Origin of the sequence: Methylomonas koyamae, assembly GCF_019669905.1 — a bacterium.
GTDB classification, from domain to species: Bacteria; Pseudomonadota; Gammaproteobacteria; order Methylococcales; family Methylomonadaceae; genus Methylomonas; species Methylomonas koyamae.
Genome location: NZ_AP019777.1, coordinates 2,846,424 through 2,863,362, shown reverse-complemented (window position 1 = coordinate 2,863,362; position 16,939 = coordinate 2,846,424). Strand labels below are relative to the sequence as shown.

At 56.1% G+C, this 16,939-nt stretch carries 13 protein-coding genes; 5 read left to right on the top strand and 8 right to left on the bottom strand.

Going from position 1 to position 16,939, the window contains the following annotated elements; genetic code table 11:
- Positions 1-17 precede the first annotated feature (17 nt).
- The 4 genes from MKFW12EY_RS12850 to MKFW12EY_RS12835 form a co-directional block, all read right to left on the bottom strand.
- Positions 18-593 carry a YfiR family protein gene (locus MKFW12EY_RS12850; protein WP_245006303.1) on the bottom strand — a complete coding sequence of 192 codons (576 nt, stop codon included), beginning with the start codon at positions 591-593 and terminating at the stop codon, positions 18-20.
- Positions 594-647: 54 nt separating this feature from the next.
- On the bottom strand, positions 648-2,705 hold the full coding sequence (locus tag MKFW12EY_RS12845; protein ID WP_221053126.1) for a TonB-dependent receptor plug domain-containing protein: 2,058 nt from the start codon (positions 2,703-2,705) through the stop codon (positions 648-650).
- Positions 2,706-2,715: 10 nt separating this feature from the next.
- Entirely contained in the window at positions 2,716-4,698 is a 1,983-nt protein-coding gene (locus MKFW12EY_RS12840; protein ID WP_221053125.1) for a TonB-dependent receptor plug domain-containing protein, read from the bottom strand.
- A 357-nt stretch (positions 4,699-5,055) separates the two neighbouring features.
- The gene (locus MKFW12EY_RS12835; protein WP_054758993.1) at positions 5,056-5,241 is read right to left on the bottom strand and encodes a hypothetical protein; all 186 of its coding nucleotides are present in this window, start codon (positions 5,239-5,241) and stop codon (positions 5,056-5,058) included.
- On the opposite strand from MKFW12EY_RS12835, the gene hrpA reads away from it, so the two are divergent.
- The 3 genes from hrpA to MKFW12EY_RS12820 all read left to right on the top strand — a co-directional run bounded on the left by hrpA (position 5,240) and on the right by MKFW12EY_RS12820 (position 10,347).
- The gene (gene hrpA, locus MKFW12EY_RS12830; protein WP_221053124.1) at positions 5,240-9,133 is read left to right on the top strand and encodes an ATP-dependent RNA helicase HrpA; all 3,894 of its coding nucleotides are present in this window, start codon (positions 5,240-5,242) and stop codon (positions 9,131-9,133) included. The two genes, MKFW12EY_RS12835 and hrpA, sit on opposite strands and share 2 nt — an antisense overlap.
- A gap of 40 nt (positions 9,134-9,173) precedes the next feature.
- Positions 9,174-9,878, top strand: coding sequence for a rhomboid family intramembrane serine protease (locus MKFW12EY_RS12825; protein ID WP_064021966.1), 705 nt, complete (start codon positions 9,174-9,176; stop codon positions 9,876-9,878).
- A 145-nt stretch (positions 9,879-10,023) separates the two neighbouring features.
- The gene (locus MKFW12EY_RS12820) at positions 10,024-10,347 is read left to right on the top strand and encodes a hypothetical protein (RefSeq protein WP_064021965.1); all 324 of its coding nucleotides are present in this window, start codon (positions 10,024-10,026) and stop codon (positions 10,345-10,347) included.
- Positions 10,348-10,400: 53 nt separating this feature from the next.
- On the opposite strand, the gene MKFW12EY_RS12815 is transcribed toward MKFW12EY_RS12820, so the two are convergent.
- The 3 genes from MKFW12EY_RS12815 to MKFW12EY_RS12805 all read right to left on the bottom strand — a co-directional run bounded on the left by MKFW12EY_RS12815 (position 10,401) and on the right by MKFW12EY_RS12805 (position 13,279).
- On the bottom strand, positions 10,401-11,975 hold the full coding sequence (locus MKFW12EY_RS12815; RefSeq protein WP_231879418.1) for a peptide chain release factor 3: 1,575 nt from the start codon (positions 11,973-11,975) through the stop codon (positions 10,401-10,403).
- Positions 11,976-12,130: 155 nt separating this feature from the next.
- A complete protein-coding gene (locus MKFW12EY_RS12810; protein WP_064025992.1) occupies positions 12,131-12,508 on the bottom strand; it encodes a VanZ family protein in 378 nt (125 codons plus the stop codon).
- A 15-nt stretch (positions 12,509-12,523) separates the two neighbouring features.
- Positions 12,524-13,279 (bottom strand): DUF6901 family protein, encoded by a 756-nt coding sequence (locus MKFW12EY_RS12805; protein ID WP_054758997.1) that lies wholly within the window; start codon positions 13,277-13,279, stop codon positions 12,524-12,526.
- Between the two features lie 365 nt (positions 13,280-13,644).
- Between MKFW12EY_RS12805 and MKFW12EY_RS12800 the strand changes: the two genes are divergently transcribed.
- Both MKFW12EY_RS12800 and MKFW12EY_RS12795 read left to right on the top strand, forming a co-directional pair.
- Complete coding sequence (locus MKFW12EY_RS12800) at positions 13,645-14,448, top strand: ferritin-like domain-containing protein (protein ID WP_054758999.1); 804 nt, start codon at positions 13,645-13,647, stop codon at positions 14,446-14,448.
- Complete coding sequence (locus MKFW12EY_RS12795) at positions 14,441-15,616, top strand: NnrS family protein (RefSeq protein ID WP_221053123.1); 1,176 nt, start codon at positions 14,441-14,443, stop codon at positions 15,614-15,616. Before MKFW12EY_RS12800 ends, MKFW12EY_RS12795 begins: the two co-directional genes overlap by 8 nt.
- A gap of 49 nt (positions 15,617-15,665) precedes the next feature.
- On the opposite strand, the gene ispG is transcribed toward MKFW12EY_RS12795, so the two are convergent.
- The gene (ispG, locus tag MKFW12EY_RS12790) at positions 15,666-16,886 is read right to left on the bottom strand and encodes a flavodoxin-dependent (E)-4-hydroxy-3-methylbut-2-enyl-diphosphate synthase (protein WP_221053122.1); all 1,221 of its coding nucleotides are present in this window, start codon (positions 16,884-16,886) and stop codon (positions 15,666-15,668) included.
- Between the last annotated feature and the right edge of the window lie 53 nt (positions 16,887-16,939).

Genomic DNA, 16,939 nt, shown 5'->3' with positions numbered 1-16,939 from the left:
CTGGTTCGGTGCGGACGTTATTTGTTCAGGTTCAGGTTGCGGGCCAGTTTCAGCAATTGCGCGCTGATGCGGACGTTGGCGGCGTTGGCATTGTCCAAATTGACTTCGAAATTCAGCCGGTTGCCGTCCTGCACCAAGCCGATCGTGCCGTTCTGTTGCAAAAAGCCCGGCTTGTCGCTGACCGTGACCACCGGCACGCCTTTCAGATCGCGCGGAATGTCGCCGGCGTTGGCGGTGGATTTGCCGATGAATACCAGATGGCAGGTTTTCAAATCTTTGGCCGGTACGTCCTGCAGTACCGCCAAGGGTTTGCCGTTGACGGTTTTGCCCTCCAGTGCCAGCAAATTGTCGCCGAGGTCGTGCGGGGTTACCAGGCACAGGTTGAATTTGCTCTGGTTGGCCGATTCCGGCCACTCGATGAATTTGAAGAAGTTGTAGAGAAACGCGACTTTTACCGCGGCTTCGTTCGCCGTCTCCGCGGCGCAGGCCGGATGGGCGAAAATCAGAGGCAGCGCCAGCAGGGCGCCGGCCCAGCGCTTCGATGCTGCGGCTTTTCGGCACAATTCGCCGCCGCGCTGAACGGTGCGCAGCATGGCGGTTACGAATCTGGGCCGGGTTTGCAAATGCATCGAGGTTTGCCGTCCGCGTTAAAAATGCCAGCGCAAGGTGCCGTAGACCTCGCGTTGCACGGCAGTTGCAGTGGAGAACAGGTCGGAACCGTACTCGAAATGGTAACTGTCGAGCAGATTGCGCCCGACCAGCGCCAATTCCAAGCCCGCACCCAAGTCCCAAGCCAGGCGCGCGTCCAGATCGTGGTAGCCCTGGGTGAAGCTCAGATTGGTGACGGTGGAACTGACGAAACGCCAATTCATGTCCAGTTTCAGTTGCGGCGTCAGTTGGTACATCGACCAGAGCATGGCTTTGTGGGCCGGATAGCTGCCGCCGTCGTTGACGAAGACGTTGGCCGGCGTGGCGTTGCCCGGCCGGATTCTATCTTCCTCGTAGCTGTAGTTGGCTTTTAGCTTCCATGTATCGGTGACTTGCCAATCCAGACTGAATTCGCCGCCGTAGACTTGGCCGATACCCAAATTGCCGGTGGTCGATTTAATCAACAAGTAGCTGGCAGGCGGCAATACCGAAATGGTATTGCTGGACAAATCGTCGTAGTTGTAGTGGTACAGCGCGATATCGGCGCTGAGTTGCGGCAGCAATTGGCCGCGCCAGCCCAGTTCGAAACCGAGCATTTTTTCCGCCGCCATATTTGAATTGCCGACCAGGCCGGTTATTTGCGGTATCGGCAAGCCGGGAATCGGCTGAACGCTCAGGCTGTACGAGATATTTTGTTCCACCCAGTTCGGGGTTCTGACCGAACGCGATACCGAGGCCCAGAACGAGTGGTGTTCGTTAGGCGTCCACAGCAGGCGGGCGTTGGGCTGGACTTCGAATTCGGTGACCGGGTTGTGTTCCACTTTGCCGCCCAAGGTCAAACGCCAACGCTCGGGTACCAGGCTGATTTCGTCTTGGGCGAAGAAGCTGTAGATGCGGTCGGTACGCTGCGGCGCACTCATCGAAATTTGCGGGCTGTTCTCGAACTGGTTGATATTGAAACGCAAGCCGGTTCCCCACAGCAGCAGGTGGCGCTCGTCGAGTTGGTAGTTGTGCTGAAAGTCGAGATCGAAACTGTCGATCTGGTAACGCGAGTTCAAGAACGGCGATTTGCGGCTGTGCCGGTCCCAGTACATCCGAACTACCGTGGTCGAGTCGGCGCCTTGGTGGTGTTCCCAGCGGCCTTGCAGAGAATGGCCGGAAAATTGCTGGTCGGCCGGCAGCGCCCGGGAGTAGGGCGGGGCCGCGACCGGGGTCAAATTGGCGGCCAGGTTAGGGAAATCGACCGGTGCGCCGTTGCTGTCGCCGATGAAGGCATCGCCCTGGATGCTGAGTTTGTTGGCGATATCGAAGGCCTTGTCGTAACGAAACCCGGCTTTGCTCATGTCGCCTTCGTCGCCGGCCGGGTTGGCCGAATCCCGGGTTCTGGAATCGCCGTAATCCGAGTGGCGGGCGTAGACCTTCAGGTAAGCGTCGTCGCCCAAATCGGCGCCGTAACGCACGCCGCCGCCGTGGCGCTGGGTGCCGACCTGGCCGCTCAATAACGTGCCCTGGCTGTCCTTTGCGTTTTTGGTGACGATGTTGATCACACCGTTGACCGCGTTGGCGCCCCACAGGCTGGCGCCCGGGCCGCGGATGACTTCGATGCGGTCGATGTCTTCCATCAGCACGTCCTGCTGGTCCCACCAGACGCCGGAAAACAGCGGGTTGTAGACGCTGCGGCCGTCCACCAGCACCAACAGTTTGTTGGCAAATTGAGTGTTGAAACCGCGCACCGAAACTGCCCACTTGTTGCCGTCGACTTTGGCCACGTTCAGGCCCGGCACCACTCGCAACGCTTCCGGAATCGTAGTCGCTCCGCTGCGGCGGATTTCTTCGTTACTCAGCACGTAAATCGCCGCCGGGACATGGCTGACGTCGGTCGAAGTCTTCATGACCGAGGTTACGTCCAGGTTCATCAGTTGTTCGACGCTGAGCGCGGTCAAATCCGGCAGGTTTTCGTCTTCCGGTACCTGGTTGGCGGCGTGGGCCAGCCGAGCGCCGGCCAGTGCCAGGGCCAACGTTGCCGGTATCAAAGGTCGATATGCTTTGGTTACCATCGGCGGATGCTCAAAAAGTCAGTTGCAGTTTCAAACGCAGCTCCCTGCCGTTCATGCGGATGATGTCGACCTGGTCGCTGACGCCGGGCATTTGCGGGTGGATGTCGAACAAATTGTAGATGCCGAAAGAGGTGTCGAGGCCGCGGATCAGTTTATCGGAACTCAGGTTGATGTTTACTAAATTGTAGCCGTCGCCAAAGCTGCCGGCGTAATCGAGTTTGCGCCGGTCGATAAAAATGTTTTCGATACCCAGCGTCATGTAATCGTTGAAAAACGATTCGGCATAATGCAATTTGAACAGGTTTTGCGGCGAATAGGTCGCCCAAGTGCCGTGGCTGTTTTCGTTGGTCAGCAGGTTGTAAGTGTAAGAGGCCTTCAGTAACCGGCCTGAGCTCCAGCGTTTTTCCGCTTCCAACTCGATGCCGTAAGCGTGGTAACGGCCGTAATTTTGCACCGAATAGTCGCCGTCGATGTCCGCGGTGGCCGGCCGGCCCATTAGCAACTGCGAAATATCGTTGTGAAACAGCGAGCCTAGCAGCCGCAAACCGTTGGCGGCGCGCCATTCTACAATCCCTTCGTAGCTTTTGATTTGCTCTTCGCGCATGTCGGGATTGGCGACGAAACCGAATGCGTTGTAATCGCGCTCCCACGAGTTGGGGGCGCGAAACGTCGAACTGTAAAGCAATTTGAATTGGGTATTTGCCAACGGACTCCAAATCAGGCCGAGCCGCGGATTGGCTTGCATGCTGTTCAGCATGTGGTGGTAATCGACGCGGGCGCCGGCGCTGAAAATCAAATCGTCCAGGATTTGGATGTCGTCTTGCAGATAGGCTTCCAGCCGATGGCCGCTCCGCCGGCTCCGGACGTAGGAGAAGTAGGGGTCTATATCGTGGTTGGTCAGCGCTTGGCGTTGGTCGTATTGGTATTCCAGGCCCAAGATCATCCTGTGGCCGTTAATCGGCGAAAAGGTCAACTGGGCTTCGCCGCCCCACCAGCGGCCGCTGGCAAAATCATGGTTGATTACCCGGCTACCGTCCAGCAAATAAGCCTGATCGGCATGGTAATCGTAGCCCTGGTAATAGCCCTTCAGTTGTAACTTGGCGGTATCGCTGACGTTTTTTTCGTATTTGAGGTTGGTAAAAAACTGTTTGTCTTCGGTGAAAAATTGCTGGTCGTTGAAAATCCCATCGAAGGATGCGGTCGGCACCCGTTTGAAGCGGTTGACGTAACCGCCGCTCAGTGTGAATTCCTCGAACTTGAATTTGCCGAACAAGCGGTCGGCGCGCTCGTCGTCCATATTGTGGGCAACGCCGCGGTTGGTTTCCGGAGTGTCGAACCCTGGGAAATACAAGTTCTCGACGCCGGCGCTATCGAAATGCGAGGCGGAAAATAACACGTCGGCGCCGTTATCCAGCGATTTGCCGTAACTGACTCGGCCCTTATAGGTGTCGAAGGTGCCGATTTCGCCGGCCACCTGGGCACCGTTGATGGCTTTGCCCTGTTTGGTGACAATGTTGATCATGCCCAAAAACGCATTGGCGCCGTAAATCGATGAGCCTGAACCGGGGACGTATTCGATATGGTCGACCAAGTCCATGTCCAGCATGAATTCCTGAGCGATGTAGCCGCCGTCGTAGATGTTTTCGTTCAGACGCTGGCCGTCGATCATTAGCAAAATCCGCGAATTGTAGTCGCCGCTGCGCATGAAACCGCGCGCGCCGAGAAAACTGTAGTTGCGGTCGCTGCTGGTAAACAAACCGCGCAGGCTGTTCAGCGCTTCTGCCAGCGTGCGCCAGCCGAAAGTGCGGATGTCTTTTGCGGTCAGAATGGAAACCGAAGTCGGCGCCTGGCTGGTTTTCGGCCCCAGGCGCGACGCGCTGATGATTTCCAGATTCAACAGTTCTTCGATCGACAGATTGGTGAAATCGTCCTGCGGCGCCTCGCCGGCCAAGGCCGCGGAAGCGAAAAAGGACGCCGCAATCAGTTTACGCATTGGCCGCACCGGTCGATTTTGGGCAAGGTCATGGGTTAGAAAGTTAGCAATTGCGGCGTCTTTGGATTGAAGAATGCTCGATTCAGCCGAGTATTGTAATAGGTATAGGTAACAGCGGCATAGTCGCCCAAGCTTGCCAGATTTCAGGCGATTGGCTAGCAGTTTCCGGTCAAATCTTGGCAGCGGCCGCAGATTTCTGCGCTCGGTCGTGGTTTCAACCCCGAAAAACGTACTGGAGCCGGCCCGAATTACTGCATCGCGTTTGAGGTTTTGAGCGAGGTGGGCAAACTCGTGCTATCGATGACAGGTGGCAATTTAGGTATGAATCGGTTTCCGCTTGCCCAGTGTGCGTTGCAGCTAACCGCGCTGCTCGAGCGCGGTTGAACTATGGCCGCTTTGTTCGGCAACGGCGATGATGTTGCTGCTGAAGTTCGATAGTGCCGTTGCGCTTAATTCGGGTCCGGTAACAGCTTCGGTTTGATTTGGCGCCTTTGCGCGCGAGCCACGTATAATTCCCGGCTTTTTGACGTCTTGGCGAATCATGTCCGTTCAGCAACAAATTCAATCCTTGGCAAAGCATTTGTCCGCCGCGATGAGTGCCGATAGGCATTCCCTGAAACGCCAGTTGGATAGACTGCGCAGCGAGGCGGGCAAGGGCAAGGACGTAGGCGGGCAACTCCAGCAACTGGCCGACAAGATCGAGCGCTCGGTAAGCCGTTGCAACCAGCGCCGCGCTTCGGTGCCGGTGATTAACTATCCGGATTTGCCGGTCAGCGGCAAGAAGGACGAGATTGCCGAGCTGATCAGGAACAACCAGGTCACCATCGTCTGCGGCGAGACCGGTTCCGGCAAGACCACCCAGTTGCCGAAGATTTGCCTCGAAATCGGCCGTGGCATCAGCGGCATGATCGGCCATACCCAGCCGCGGCGTATCGCGGCGCGCACCGTCGCCGACCGTATCGCCGAGGAGCTGGGTCAGGCCATCGGCAACACGGTCGGTTACAAGGTGAGGTTTCATGATCAGACCGCGCCGAATTCGCTGGTCAAACTGATGACCGACGGCATTCTGCTGGCGGAAACGCAGAACGACCGTTACCTTAACCAATACGACACGCTGATCATCGACGAGGCCCACGAACGCAGCCTGAACATCGACTTTCTGCTGGGCTATCTGCGCTGGCTGTTGCCGAAGCGGCCGGATTTGAAAGTGGTGATCACCTCGGCGACCATCGACCCCGAGCGTTTTGCTCAGCATTTCGGCGGCGCGCCCATCGTCAATGTCTCCGGCCGCACCTACCCGGTGGACATCCGCTACCGGCCTATCGAGTTAATCGAGGAAGACGACGAGACTTCGGCCGACTTGCAGCAGGCCATTCTGGATGCGGTGGACGAGCTGTACCGGGATTTGCGCGGCGACATCCTGATTTTCCTGAGCGGCGAACACGAGATTCGCGAGACCACCGAATCCTTACGCAAGTCGCACAATAACGGTCGCTACGAGGTGTTGCCGTTGTATTCTAAGCTCAGTGTCGCCGAGCAGGAGCGGGTATTCAAGCCTAGCGGCAACAAGCCGCGCATCGTGTTGGCGACCAACGTCGCCGAAACTTCGTTGACCGTGCCCGGCATCCGTTGCGTGATCGATTCCGGCCATGCACGCATCAGCCGCTATAGCGCGCGTAGCAAGATTCAGCGCCTGCCGATAGAGCGCATCTCGCAAGCCAGCGCCAATCAAAGGGCAGGGCGTTGCGGCCGGGTCGCGGAAGGTATTTGCATTCGGCTGTATTCGAAAGAGGATTATCTGGCCCGGCCGGAATTTACCGATCCCGAGATACTGCGCACCAATCTGTCGTCGGTGATCTTGCAGATGGCGGCGCTGAAATTGGGCGACATCGAGGAGTTTCCGTTCGTCGAGCCGCCCGACGAAAAAATGGTGCGCGACGGCAAGACTTCGCTGTTCGAAGTCGATGCCTTGGACAAGCAAGGTAATCTCACCGAAACCGGCCGGCAGTTGGCGAAGATTCCGACCGACCCGAAACTGGCGCGCATGCTGCTCGCGGCCGCGCAACTGGGTTCGCTGCACGAGGTGGCGATTATCGTCTCGGCCTTGAGCATTCAAGACCCGCGCGACAAGCCGGCCGATAAATTGCCGCAGGCCGAAGCCAAACATGCCCAGTTCAAGGCTGAGGATTCGGACTTTCTGACCTTGCTCAATTTGTGGAATGCCTTCGAGGAACAGAAAAAGCACCTGACCAACAGCAAGTTGCGTAAATACTGCCAGGACAATTTCCTGTCCTACATCAGGATGCGCGAGTGGCACGACATCCACGCCCAGATCATGCAGGTGGCGCGCGGCGATTTGCAACTCAAGACTAGCGGCAATCCGGCCAATTACGAGCAGATACACATGGCACTGCTGCCGGGCTTGCTGTCCAACATCGGTTTCAGACACGAGCAGTACGAATACCTGGGCGCGCGCGGCTTGAAGTTTTTCATCTTCCCCGGTTCCGGCCAGCATAAGGCGCGGCCGAAGTGGATTATGGCCGCCGAGCAGGTCGAGACCAGCAAGGTCTACGCCCGCACCGTCGCCAAGATCGAGCCGGAATGGATAGAAGCCTGCGCCCAGCATCTGGTCAAACGCAATTATTACGACCCGCATTGGGAGAAAAACGCCGGCCGCTGCGGCGTTTACGAACGCACCTTGTTGTACGGCCTGACCTTGACCGCCAAGCGCAAAGTGCCCTACGAAAACGTCGATCCCAAAGCGGCGCGGGAGATGTTCATCCGCCACGCGCTGGTCAATCAGGATTACCATTCCAACGCGCCGTTTTTTAAGGCCAACGAAAAACTGTTGGAGGAAGTCGGCTACATCCAGCACAAAGGCCGCCGGGTGGATTTGGTGGAAGACGAGGAGTGGCTGTACCGGTTTTACGACCAGAAACTGCCGGCCGAGATCGTCAGCGGCATTGCCTTGGATCAATGGCGCAAAAAGGTCGAACGGGAAAATCCGAAGATTCTGTTTTTGACCAAGGAAGACTTGACCCGCCACGATGACAATCAAATCAACGACTGGGATTTTCCAGACAGCAAGAAAGTTGGCGATTTGACCATCGAACTGCATTACCGCTTCGAGCCGGGCCACGACGAGGACGGCGTTACCGCGATCATTCCGGTACATCAGCTTAACCAGATCAGGCAGGCGCCGTTCGACTGGCTGGTGCCCGGTATGCTGGAGGAAAAAGTCGTGGCCTTGATTAAGGCCTTACCCAAGCATCTACGCAAGCACTTCGTGCCGGTGCCGAACACCGCCAAGGCCTGTCTGGAAATCGAGCCGGATTTCAAGGGTTCGGTCTACGAATGGCTTAGCAATCGTTTGCGCAAACTGACCGGCGAGGCGATTCCGCTCAACGAATGGCAGCCGGATCAATTGCCGGAACATTTGAAAATGAATTTCCGCGTCGTCGATGACGCCGGCCGGGCCATCGGTTACGGCCGTAATCTGGCCAAGCTGCAAGCCGAACACGCGACCAAGGCCGGCGACAGTTTCGACAAATTGGCCCAGGAAGAAATGAATCACACCGGCTGCATCGCCTGGGCCTTCGACGACTTGCCGGAAACCTGGCAGTTCATGCAAAAAGGCCAGAGCTTTATCGGCTTTCCGGCCATCGTCGATGAAGGCCAGACGGTCGGCGTGAAAATACTGGAAACCCAGCACAAGGCCGAATTGGCTCACTTCGATGGCCTAACCAAGCTGTATCAATTGGTCTGTAAAAAAGACGCGCAATACATACTAAAAAACCACGGCGTATCGCCGGCCTTGCAACTGGCGTATAACCAGTTGCCGGTGCATCGATTGTTGAAAGAGCGCGCCGGCGGCGATTTCAAGGAAGACATTCTGTCCCAAGTCTTCGCGGCGGTATTCGTCGAAGGCCAGACCATCCGCACCCAGCAGCAGTTCGAGGCCATTCTGGCGAAGAACAAATCGGGGTTGATGGCGACAATGACGCAGGCCGGCAAGCAAATCGGAGAAATTCTGGCAAACTATCAAACGTTGAGCAGGCGTTTGCAACAGCCGTCGGTGGTGCCGGCGTTACGCGAAGATATCGAACAGCAGCTGGGTTTGCTGTTATACAAAGGCTTTTTACGCTACACGCCGGCGGGCCAATTGCCCGCTATCTCCCGCTATTTGAAGGCAATTGAATTTCGGTTGGACAAGCAGAAGCCGGATTCGGCCGACACGCAAGGCCTGAAACGACTGAACCAACGCTATTGGCAACACATCGAGCGGCAGAGCAAGACCGTCACGCCGACGCCGGAGCGGGAATCTTTCCGCTGGGCTTTGGAGGAACTGCGGGTGTCTTTATTTGCTCAACAACTGAAAACGGCATTTCCGGTGTCGGTACAACGCCTGGAAAAGCAGTGGAACGACAGCTATTGAAGCTCGGCTGCCGGAGAAACCATAACTAAGAGGGCAACCGATGATACCGATTCGAGATTCGATACCTTGCCAGACTAAGCCTTACGTCACGTGGGGCATCATGGCCGTGTGCGTTGCGGTGTATTTGATGATGTTGTTGATGCCGGACGAGGTCGGCCAGCACTTCGCCTACATGTACGGCATGGTGCCGATTCGTTATTCCAATCCGGACTGGGCTTATGCCTTCGGTTTGCCGCCGGACCATTACTTGTCATTTCTGACCAGCCTGTTCCTGCACGGCGGGTTTTTGCACCTGCTGATGAATATGGTGTTTTTGTGGATCTTCGCCGACAACATCGAAGATTTAATGGGACACCGGCGCTTTACGGTGTTTTATATCCTGTGCGGGCTGCTTGCGACCTACGCCCAATGGTACTTTTATCCGACCATGGCGGTGCCGGTGGTCGGCGCGTCCGGCGCAATTGCCGGTGTCTTGGGGGCCTATTTCGTGCGTTTTCCTTACGCGACGGTAGTGATTTTGGTGCCGATCTTGTTTTATCCGCTGTTTTTTCAGGTGCCGGCGATTGCCTTTCTCGGCTTCTGGGTGATCGTGCAATTGGGCGATGCGTTTACAGCCGCGGTATTCGACAACGTTGCGGTCGATTCGGCTTGGTGGTCGCACTTGGGCGGTTTCGCGGCCGGGGCTTTGTTGCATCCGCTATTCATCGACAACAAACCCGCTCAGGCGGATTTAAGCGCGGAATAAGCGCTGCGGCGGGCAAAAAGTAAAGAAAACGCTAGGGGTTTTATTTTATAATGCCGGCGTTAGCAAGCGGCGGAAAATGCGATACAAATCAAGGCCGTTGCTTATAAATGCAAAAGAATCCCCATCCAATCGAGAAATATTGATCATGAAAAACCTAAATGTTGTGCTGGTAAGGCTGTTGCAGTTCGTGGTGTTCGCCTTGTTTACATTCATTGTGCTGGTTTACTTTGGCACGATGATTTTGCTGCCGCTGGATATCGTGGTACTGATTACCAAAGCCTTGAGCGTGCTGGGCATCGGTACTTTGTTCGGCGCTATCGTTGCGGTGCCTGCCGTGGCCTACTTGGGTAAAATCGTTTACAACACGCCGGGTCTGATTCCGATGATCGTCGAAAACGGCATTGAACTGGCTAACTTGGGCAAACAACGGGTAGAGGCTTTCAATAAAATCGCCGAAGCCGCGAAATAAGTCTTTACGGATAAGGAAAAGGGGCCTTGCGGCCCCTTTTTTATGCGCGGGATTTACAGTTCCCGCGTCGCGCTGAAGTGAATGTCCGGCCAGCGTTCTTCCGTCAATTGCAGATTGACCCGGCTGGTTGCCAGATAGACCAAATAACCGCCGCCGTCTTCGGCTAGATTTTCGAAGGCCTTGTTCTTGAACTCTTCCAGTTTGGCCGGATTGTCCGAGCTGATCCAGCGCACGGTATTGATCGGCGAAGCGTCGTAAACGCATTCGACGTTGTACTCGTGCTTCAACCGGTGTGCGGTGACGTCGAACTGCAGAATGCCGACCGCGCCCAGAATTAAGTCGTTGTTTTTCAATGGCTTGAACAACTGGGTGGCGCCTTCCTCGGTTAATTGCACCAAGCCTTTTTGCAAGGCCTTGGCCCGCAATGGGTCTTTTAACACCACGCGGCGGAACAATTCCGGCGCGAAGTAGGGGATGCCGCCGAATTTCAAGGTTTCGCCTTGGGTAAAGGTATCGCCGACCTGGATGGTGCCGTGGTTGTGTAAGCCGATGATATCGCCGGGGTAGGCTTCTTCGACATGCTTACGGCTGTCGGCCTGAAAGGTAATGGCGTTGGCGACCTGGATGGCTTTGCCGATCCGTACGTGGTGCATCTTCATGCCTTTGTCGAATTTGCCGGAGCAGATGCGCATGAAGGCGACGCGGTCGCGGTGAGCCGGGTCCATGTTGGCCTGAATCTTGAAGACGAAGCCGGTAAATTTGTCTTCTTCCGGTTTGACTTCGCGCTGCTCGGCTTGGCGCGGACGCGGCGGCGGCGCGAATTCGGCGAAGGCGTCGAGCAGTTCGACGATACCGAAGTTGTTGATGGCCGAACCGAAAAACACCGGGGTTTGCCCGCCGCGCAGGTATTTTTGCAGATCGAATTCGTGGCTGGCGCCTTTGACCAGTTCGATTTCCTCGCGCAATTCGTCGGCCTGCAAGCCAAGCAATTGGTCCAGTTGCGGGTTGTTCAAGCCCTTGATCAGGGTTGACTCGGCTATTTTGCCGCCGTGCTGCGGGTTGAACAGCAAAATCTCGTCCTTGTACAACTGGTACACGCCTTTGAAGCGCTTGCCCATGCCGATAGGCCAGGTCATCGGTGCGCATTCGATTTTTAGCACGCTTTCGACCTCGTCCAGCAGTTCTATCGGTTCGCGGCCTTCGCGGTCCAGCTTGTTAATGAAGGTCAGAATCGGCGTGTCGCGCAGCCGGCAGACTTCCATCAATTTAATGGTGCGGTCCTCGACGCCTTTCGCAACGTCGATCACCATCAACGCCGAGTCTACCGCAGTCAGCGTGCGGTAGGTGTCTTCCGAGAAATCTTCGTGGCCCGGCGTGTCCAGCAAGTTGACAATCGCGTCGTTATGTTCGAACTGCATGACCGACGTGGTGACGGAGATGCCGCGTTCCTTTTCCATTTCCATCCAGTCTGACGTGGCATGGCGCGCCGCCTTGCGGCCCTTGACCGAGCCGGCTAACTGAATCGCGCCGCCGAACAACAGCAGCTTTTCGGTGATCGTGGTTTTACCGGCGTCGGGATGGGAGATGATGGCGAAGGTTCTGCGGCGCTTATATTCTGGGACTTCCATGGAGATTCTGATGGGTTACGCGATAAACGTTGCGTACGATCTGAACCGCACGCAATTGAAAATAGCCAAGCATTATAACTTAAGCAGCGGCGGCTCTGGACGGTTGCCGGAGCGGAGCGGCCGGCGCGCGGGGTAAAGACCGCCGGCCGAAGCGATCAGCCGGGCGAACGCTGAGCGGCGTAACGCTTGGTATACCAGTAACAAGCAAGTCCGCCGCACAAGCCGCCCAAAGTATCGGCCAACCAGTCTAATGCACTCGATTCGCGGCCGGCGACAAAGGATTGGTGCCACTCGTCGGACAGGCCGTACAGGCTGCAAAATACGGTGCCGATCAGGAGTTGCCAGTGGCGGGGAACCGAAAAGTGGGCGAAGTAGCGCCAGGCAAACACCGCCATCGCGAAGTAGGCCAGGAAATGGTCGAGTTTGTCCTGGTTTTCGATCAGTGAGTGGTCGGGCAGTTTGGCTTGGTCGGATAGCCAGAAAATCAATGCGCAATAAAGCAGCAGGGCCGATAGATCCAGAATTTTGTACATCACAGTGGCTCAGGTTTATGAGGGCGGCGGTTGCAGCGGTTTACGGTAACTGTCGAACAGATAGCTGATTTCCTCCAGACCGTCTTCTATCGACCAGGAAACCGTCTTCGACAGCAAATCCAGCAGAATCACGCCGTTAACGGCCGCATCTTCGCTGATTCCGGCTTTTAGGCGTTGCGTCAGATGCAGATTGATGATTTGCAGGTTTTGGTAAATCTTCAGCAATTCTTCGAGTTCCAGCGAATAGGGCAAACCGTCCCGGCGCCGAAAATATTGCGCCAGCAGGAATGTGGCGGTTACCCGGTAAATGGTTTCGTCCTGGTCGGCCAAAGGCAGGTGAAAGCGTGCCATCGGCTTCAAATATTCGGTGTGCGGGCAGGGGCTGGTGGCCATGATCAGACCCAGAATAGAGCTGGCGATATGTTGCGCCGTGCTTTCGCAGTTAACCGTTCTGCGGTCGGTGACGACTTCGACGCTCATCGGTTTGTGCGACACCAAATGGCCGCACAATTCCAACAGCGGAGCCAGATTGACGGCGACCGGGCAATGTGGAGTTTGCGCGGCCTGCAATGGGCAGTTGTGGCATTGGTGGTAGGCCAGCTCGGTCCAGAATGGGTAGGGTTCCTGCGCCGCCGGAATCAGCGTCATGGTCGGTTTGTGGATTTCGATCGGAAATTCGGCGCACTCGTAGTCGTCGGCTTTGAGCCGGTAGACGAAGCGCAAAACATCCTGCGGCGGATATTCGTTGGAAGTTGCGGCTTGGCTTTGCATTTGGCCTACGAGATAAACTGAAAAAATCGCGTAGGCGGTTTGGCGAATTCATCCGGTCGCTCGGCAAATCCCCTACAGTTGCACCAGATTGTAGGGGGTTGACCTTAGGATTGTAAATCTTTCCGAGCCTTAGCCGCGCTTGGGTCGGTTCCATCGGCGAGGCGGCGCCAACTGAAGCGGTTAAGCCCATGTTAGAATCGCAGCCGGTTATTCGGTTCGACTTAGCGGCGAGTGTGTAGTTTGGGTGCGGCAATCGCGCGCCTTTCCCCGGCAACATTTGTCGCGATGGCCCGCGCGGAGCGACCGATTTTTCGATACCAGAATGGGATGCCAAGCGCGCATCGCAGGATTTCACCCGGAGTGCCATGCAATCAGTGTTCGAATTTGCCGAGCGGTGTCTGTTCGACGCCGATATCGAGCAAAAACTGGCCGTTACCAGCCAGGCTGTGCAGCTATTGGCGGAAAACTGCCTGTCGTTTACGCCGGCCGGCTTAGCGTTGCCGATCGCCGCTACGCTGTTTCCCGCAAAACCCGAGTTGATGATGCCGCGCGACATGCCGAAACGGCGATTGGATACCGTCGAAGGCCAAGCGGCTTTTTTCCATGCCTTGGCCCATATCGAATTTGTCGCGATCTATCTGGCCTGGGACATTATTTACCGTTTCCGCGGCTTGCCCGACGATTTTTACCGCGATTGGTTGCTGATCGCCGCTGAGGAAGCGCAGCATTTTCGATTGATTCGCAATCGGCTCAGACAGTTGGGTTTCGATTACGGCGACCTGCCGGCGCACGGCGGCTTGTGGTCGCATGCCGAAGATACGGCCGGCGATATATTGGCCAGATTGGCGATCGTGCCTCGCTGTATGGAAGCCCGTGGCTTGGACGTTACTCCCGGCATGCGCGACAAGCTGGCGGCGATGGGCGATGCGGAAGGCGCGGCCATATTGGAGCGGATCTACACCGATGAAATCGGCCATGTCGAGCGCGGCTCGTATTGGTTCAATACTCTGGCCCAACAGCGCGGATTGCAGTCCGAACAGCATTATAAGGATTTGATTTTGGGTTATTACAAGGGGAAACCGAAAGGGCCATTTAACCGAGAAGTGCGTATAATCGCCGGCTTCTCGGAAAACGAACTCGACTGGCTGGAGGAAAGGCTGCATGAATAACAAACCGGTTTTCGATTACCCGTTGTTTGCAATGGGCTTTCGCGCCTTCTTCGCGCTGGCGGGTTTATCGGCGCTGGCTTTGATTGCATTATGGAACTCGATGTCCAAAGGCGCGCTGCATATCGACAATTATTTTGCCGGTAGCCTGTGGCATGCTCATGAAATGCTGTTGGGTTACACCGCGGCTGTGATAGCCGGTTTTTTGCTGACCGCCGTCAGAAACTGGACCGGTTTGCAAACCGTCAACCCGGACCAGTTGGCGTCGTTAAGTTTTCTATGGATATACGGCCGGGTGTTGCCTTTTTATTCCGGCCTGTTGCCCGACGCTTTAATTGCGATTGTCGATTTGCTGTTTTTGCCGGCGGTGGCTTATTTCGTGGCCCGGCCCTTGCTGCAGACGGGCAATTTCAAAAATCTGGTTTTTATCGCTTTGTTATTATTGCTGGCGCTGGGTAACGGTTTGATCCACGCCCAAATTTTGGCTTTGTCGGCTGCGACTGCCGGATTCGGTTTGACGCTGGTGGTTGCCGTGGTGGTGGCGATGATTTTGGTGATTGCCGGCCGGGTGTTTCCGTTTTTTACCGAGCGCGGTTTGTCGGGCGTGATTTGCATCCGCAATCCTGCTTTGGACGTGGCTGCGGTGGCCGCCGGCATGGCGGTTTTTGCGTTGCTGATGTTTGGCGTCTCCGGCGCGGCGTTGGCGGCAACAGCAATTGCGGCGTTAATCGTCAATGTCTTGCGGGTGTCTGCCTGGTACAACGCTAGAATTTGGTATGTGCCGTTGCTATGGGTGTTATACGTCGGTTACGGGTGGTTGATACTCGGGTTCGGCTTGGTGGCGTTATCGGCATTTGCCTGGGTTCAGCCGGCGCTGGCTATGCACGCCTTTACGGTAGGCGGAATCGGCGTATTGACGCTGGGCATGATGGCAAGAGTGGCTTTGGGGCACACCGGGCGGGCCTTGAAGGCGTCGAATGTGGTGGCGATCGCATTTTTGCTGTTGAACGTCGCTACTCTGTTCAGAGTCATGTTTCCGGCGATTTTGCCGGCTTGGTACAGCGCCTTTGTCGTGGTGTCAAGTTACTGCTGGTTGGCGGCGTTTTCCTTATTCGCTTTTTACTATGCGCCGATACTGACGTCGCCGCGTATCGATGGCCAACCCGGTTAACAGGCAATAAAAAAGGCGGCTAAAAGCCGCCTTTTTTTGTGACCGCCGGTTAGTGGGTGCTGTAATGCGTTTCGATATAGCGCTCGACTAAGGCTTGGAATTCTGCGGCGATATTGTCGCCTTTTAAGGTGACAGTCTTCACGCCGTCTTCGAATACCGGAGCGACCGGCGACTCGCCGCTACCCGGCAAACTGATGCCGATATTCGCGTTCTTGCTTTCGCCCGGACCGTTGACGACGCAGCCCATGACCGCGACTTCCATATTTTCTACACCTTTGTATTTGTCTTTCCAGACCGGCATTTGATCGCGCAGGTAGGCTTGAATATCTTGCGCCAGCCTTTGGAAGTAGTCGCTGGTGGTGCGGCCGCAACCGGGGCAGGCGATCACCATCGGTGTGAAGGAGCGGAAGCCCATGGTTTGCAAAATTTCCTGGGCCACGATAACCTCTTTGGTGCGCGGGGCGCCCGGCTCCGGCGTTAGAGAGACGCGGATCGTGTCGCCGATACCTTGTTGCATCAGGACGCCCAAAGCGGCTGAAGAAGCGACGATGCCTTTTGAGCCCATGCCGGCTTCGGTCAAACCCAAATGCAGGGCATAGTCGCAACGGCTGGAGATATCTTCGTAGATGCTGATCAACTCCTGCACGTTGCTGATTTTGCAAGACAGCACGATTTTGTCCTTGCCCAAGCCCAGTTCGACGGCTTTGGCAGCGCTTTCCAATGCCGACAGCACGATGGCTTCGCGGGTAATCGCCGGCAGCTCTTTGGGTTGAGCCAGTTGGCGATTTTCGTCCAGTAAGCGGGTCAATACGGCTTGGTCGAGGCTGCCGCCGTTGACGCCGATCCGGACCGGTTTGTTGTAGCGGATGGCAAATTCGATCATTTGCTGGAATTGCGGATCGCGCGCCTTGCCTTTGCCGACGTTGCCGGGGTTGATCCGGTATTTCGCCAGCGCTTGCGCGCAGTCGGGATATTTTTCCAGCAGTTTATGGCCGTTGAAGTGGAAGTCGCCGATAATCGGCACCGAGAAGCCTTTTTGCGCCAAGCGGTTGACGATTTCCGGTACCGCCTTAGCCGCTTCCTCGGTATTGACGGTTACTCTAACCAGCTCGGAGCCGGCGGTGGCTAATTCCATGATCTGTTGTACGCTTCCTGCAACATCGGCGGTATCGGTATTGGTCATAGATTGGACGACGATCGGCGCGCCGCCGCCGACTTTAACGTTACCGACCAAAACCTGTTGGGTGTGTTTTCTGGGGCTAATCGACATAGAATTGTGCTTCGCAGTAACTCGAGTTGTTTAAAAATACCAAGTATTTCACT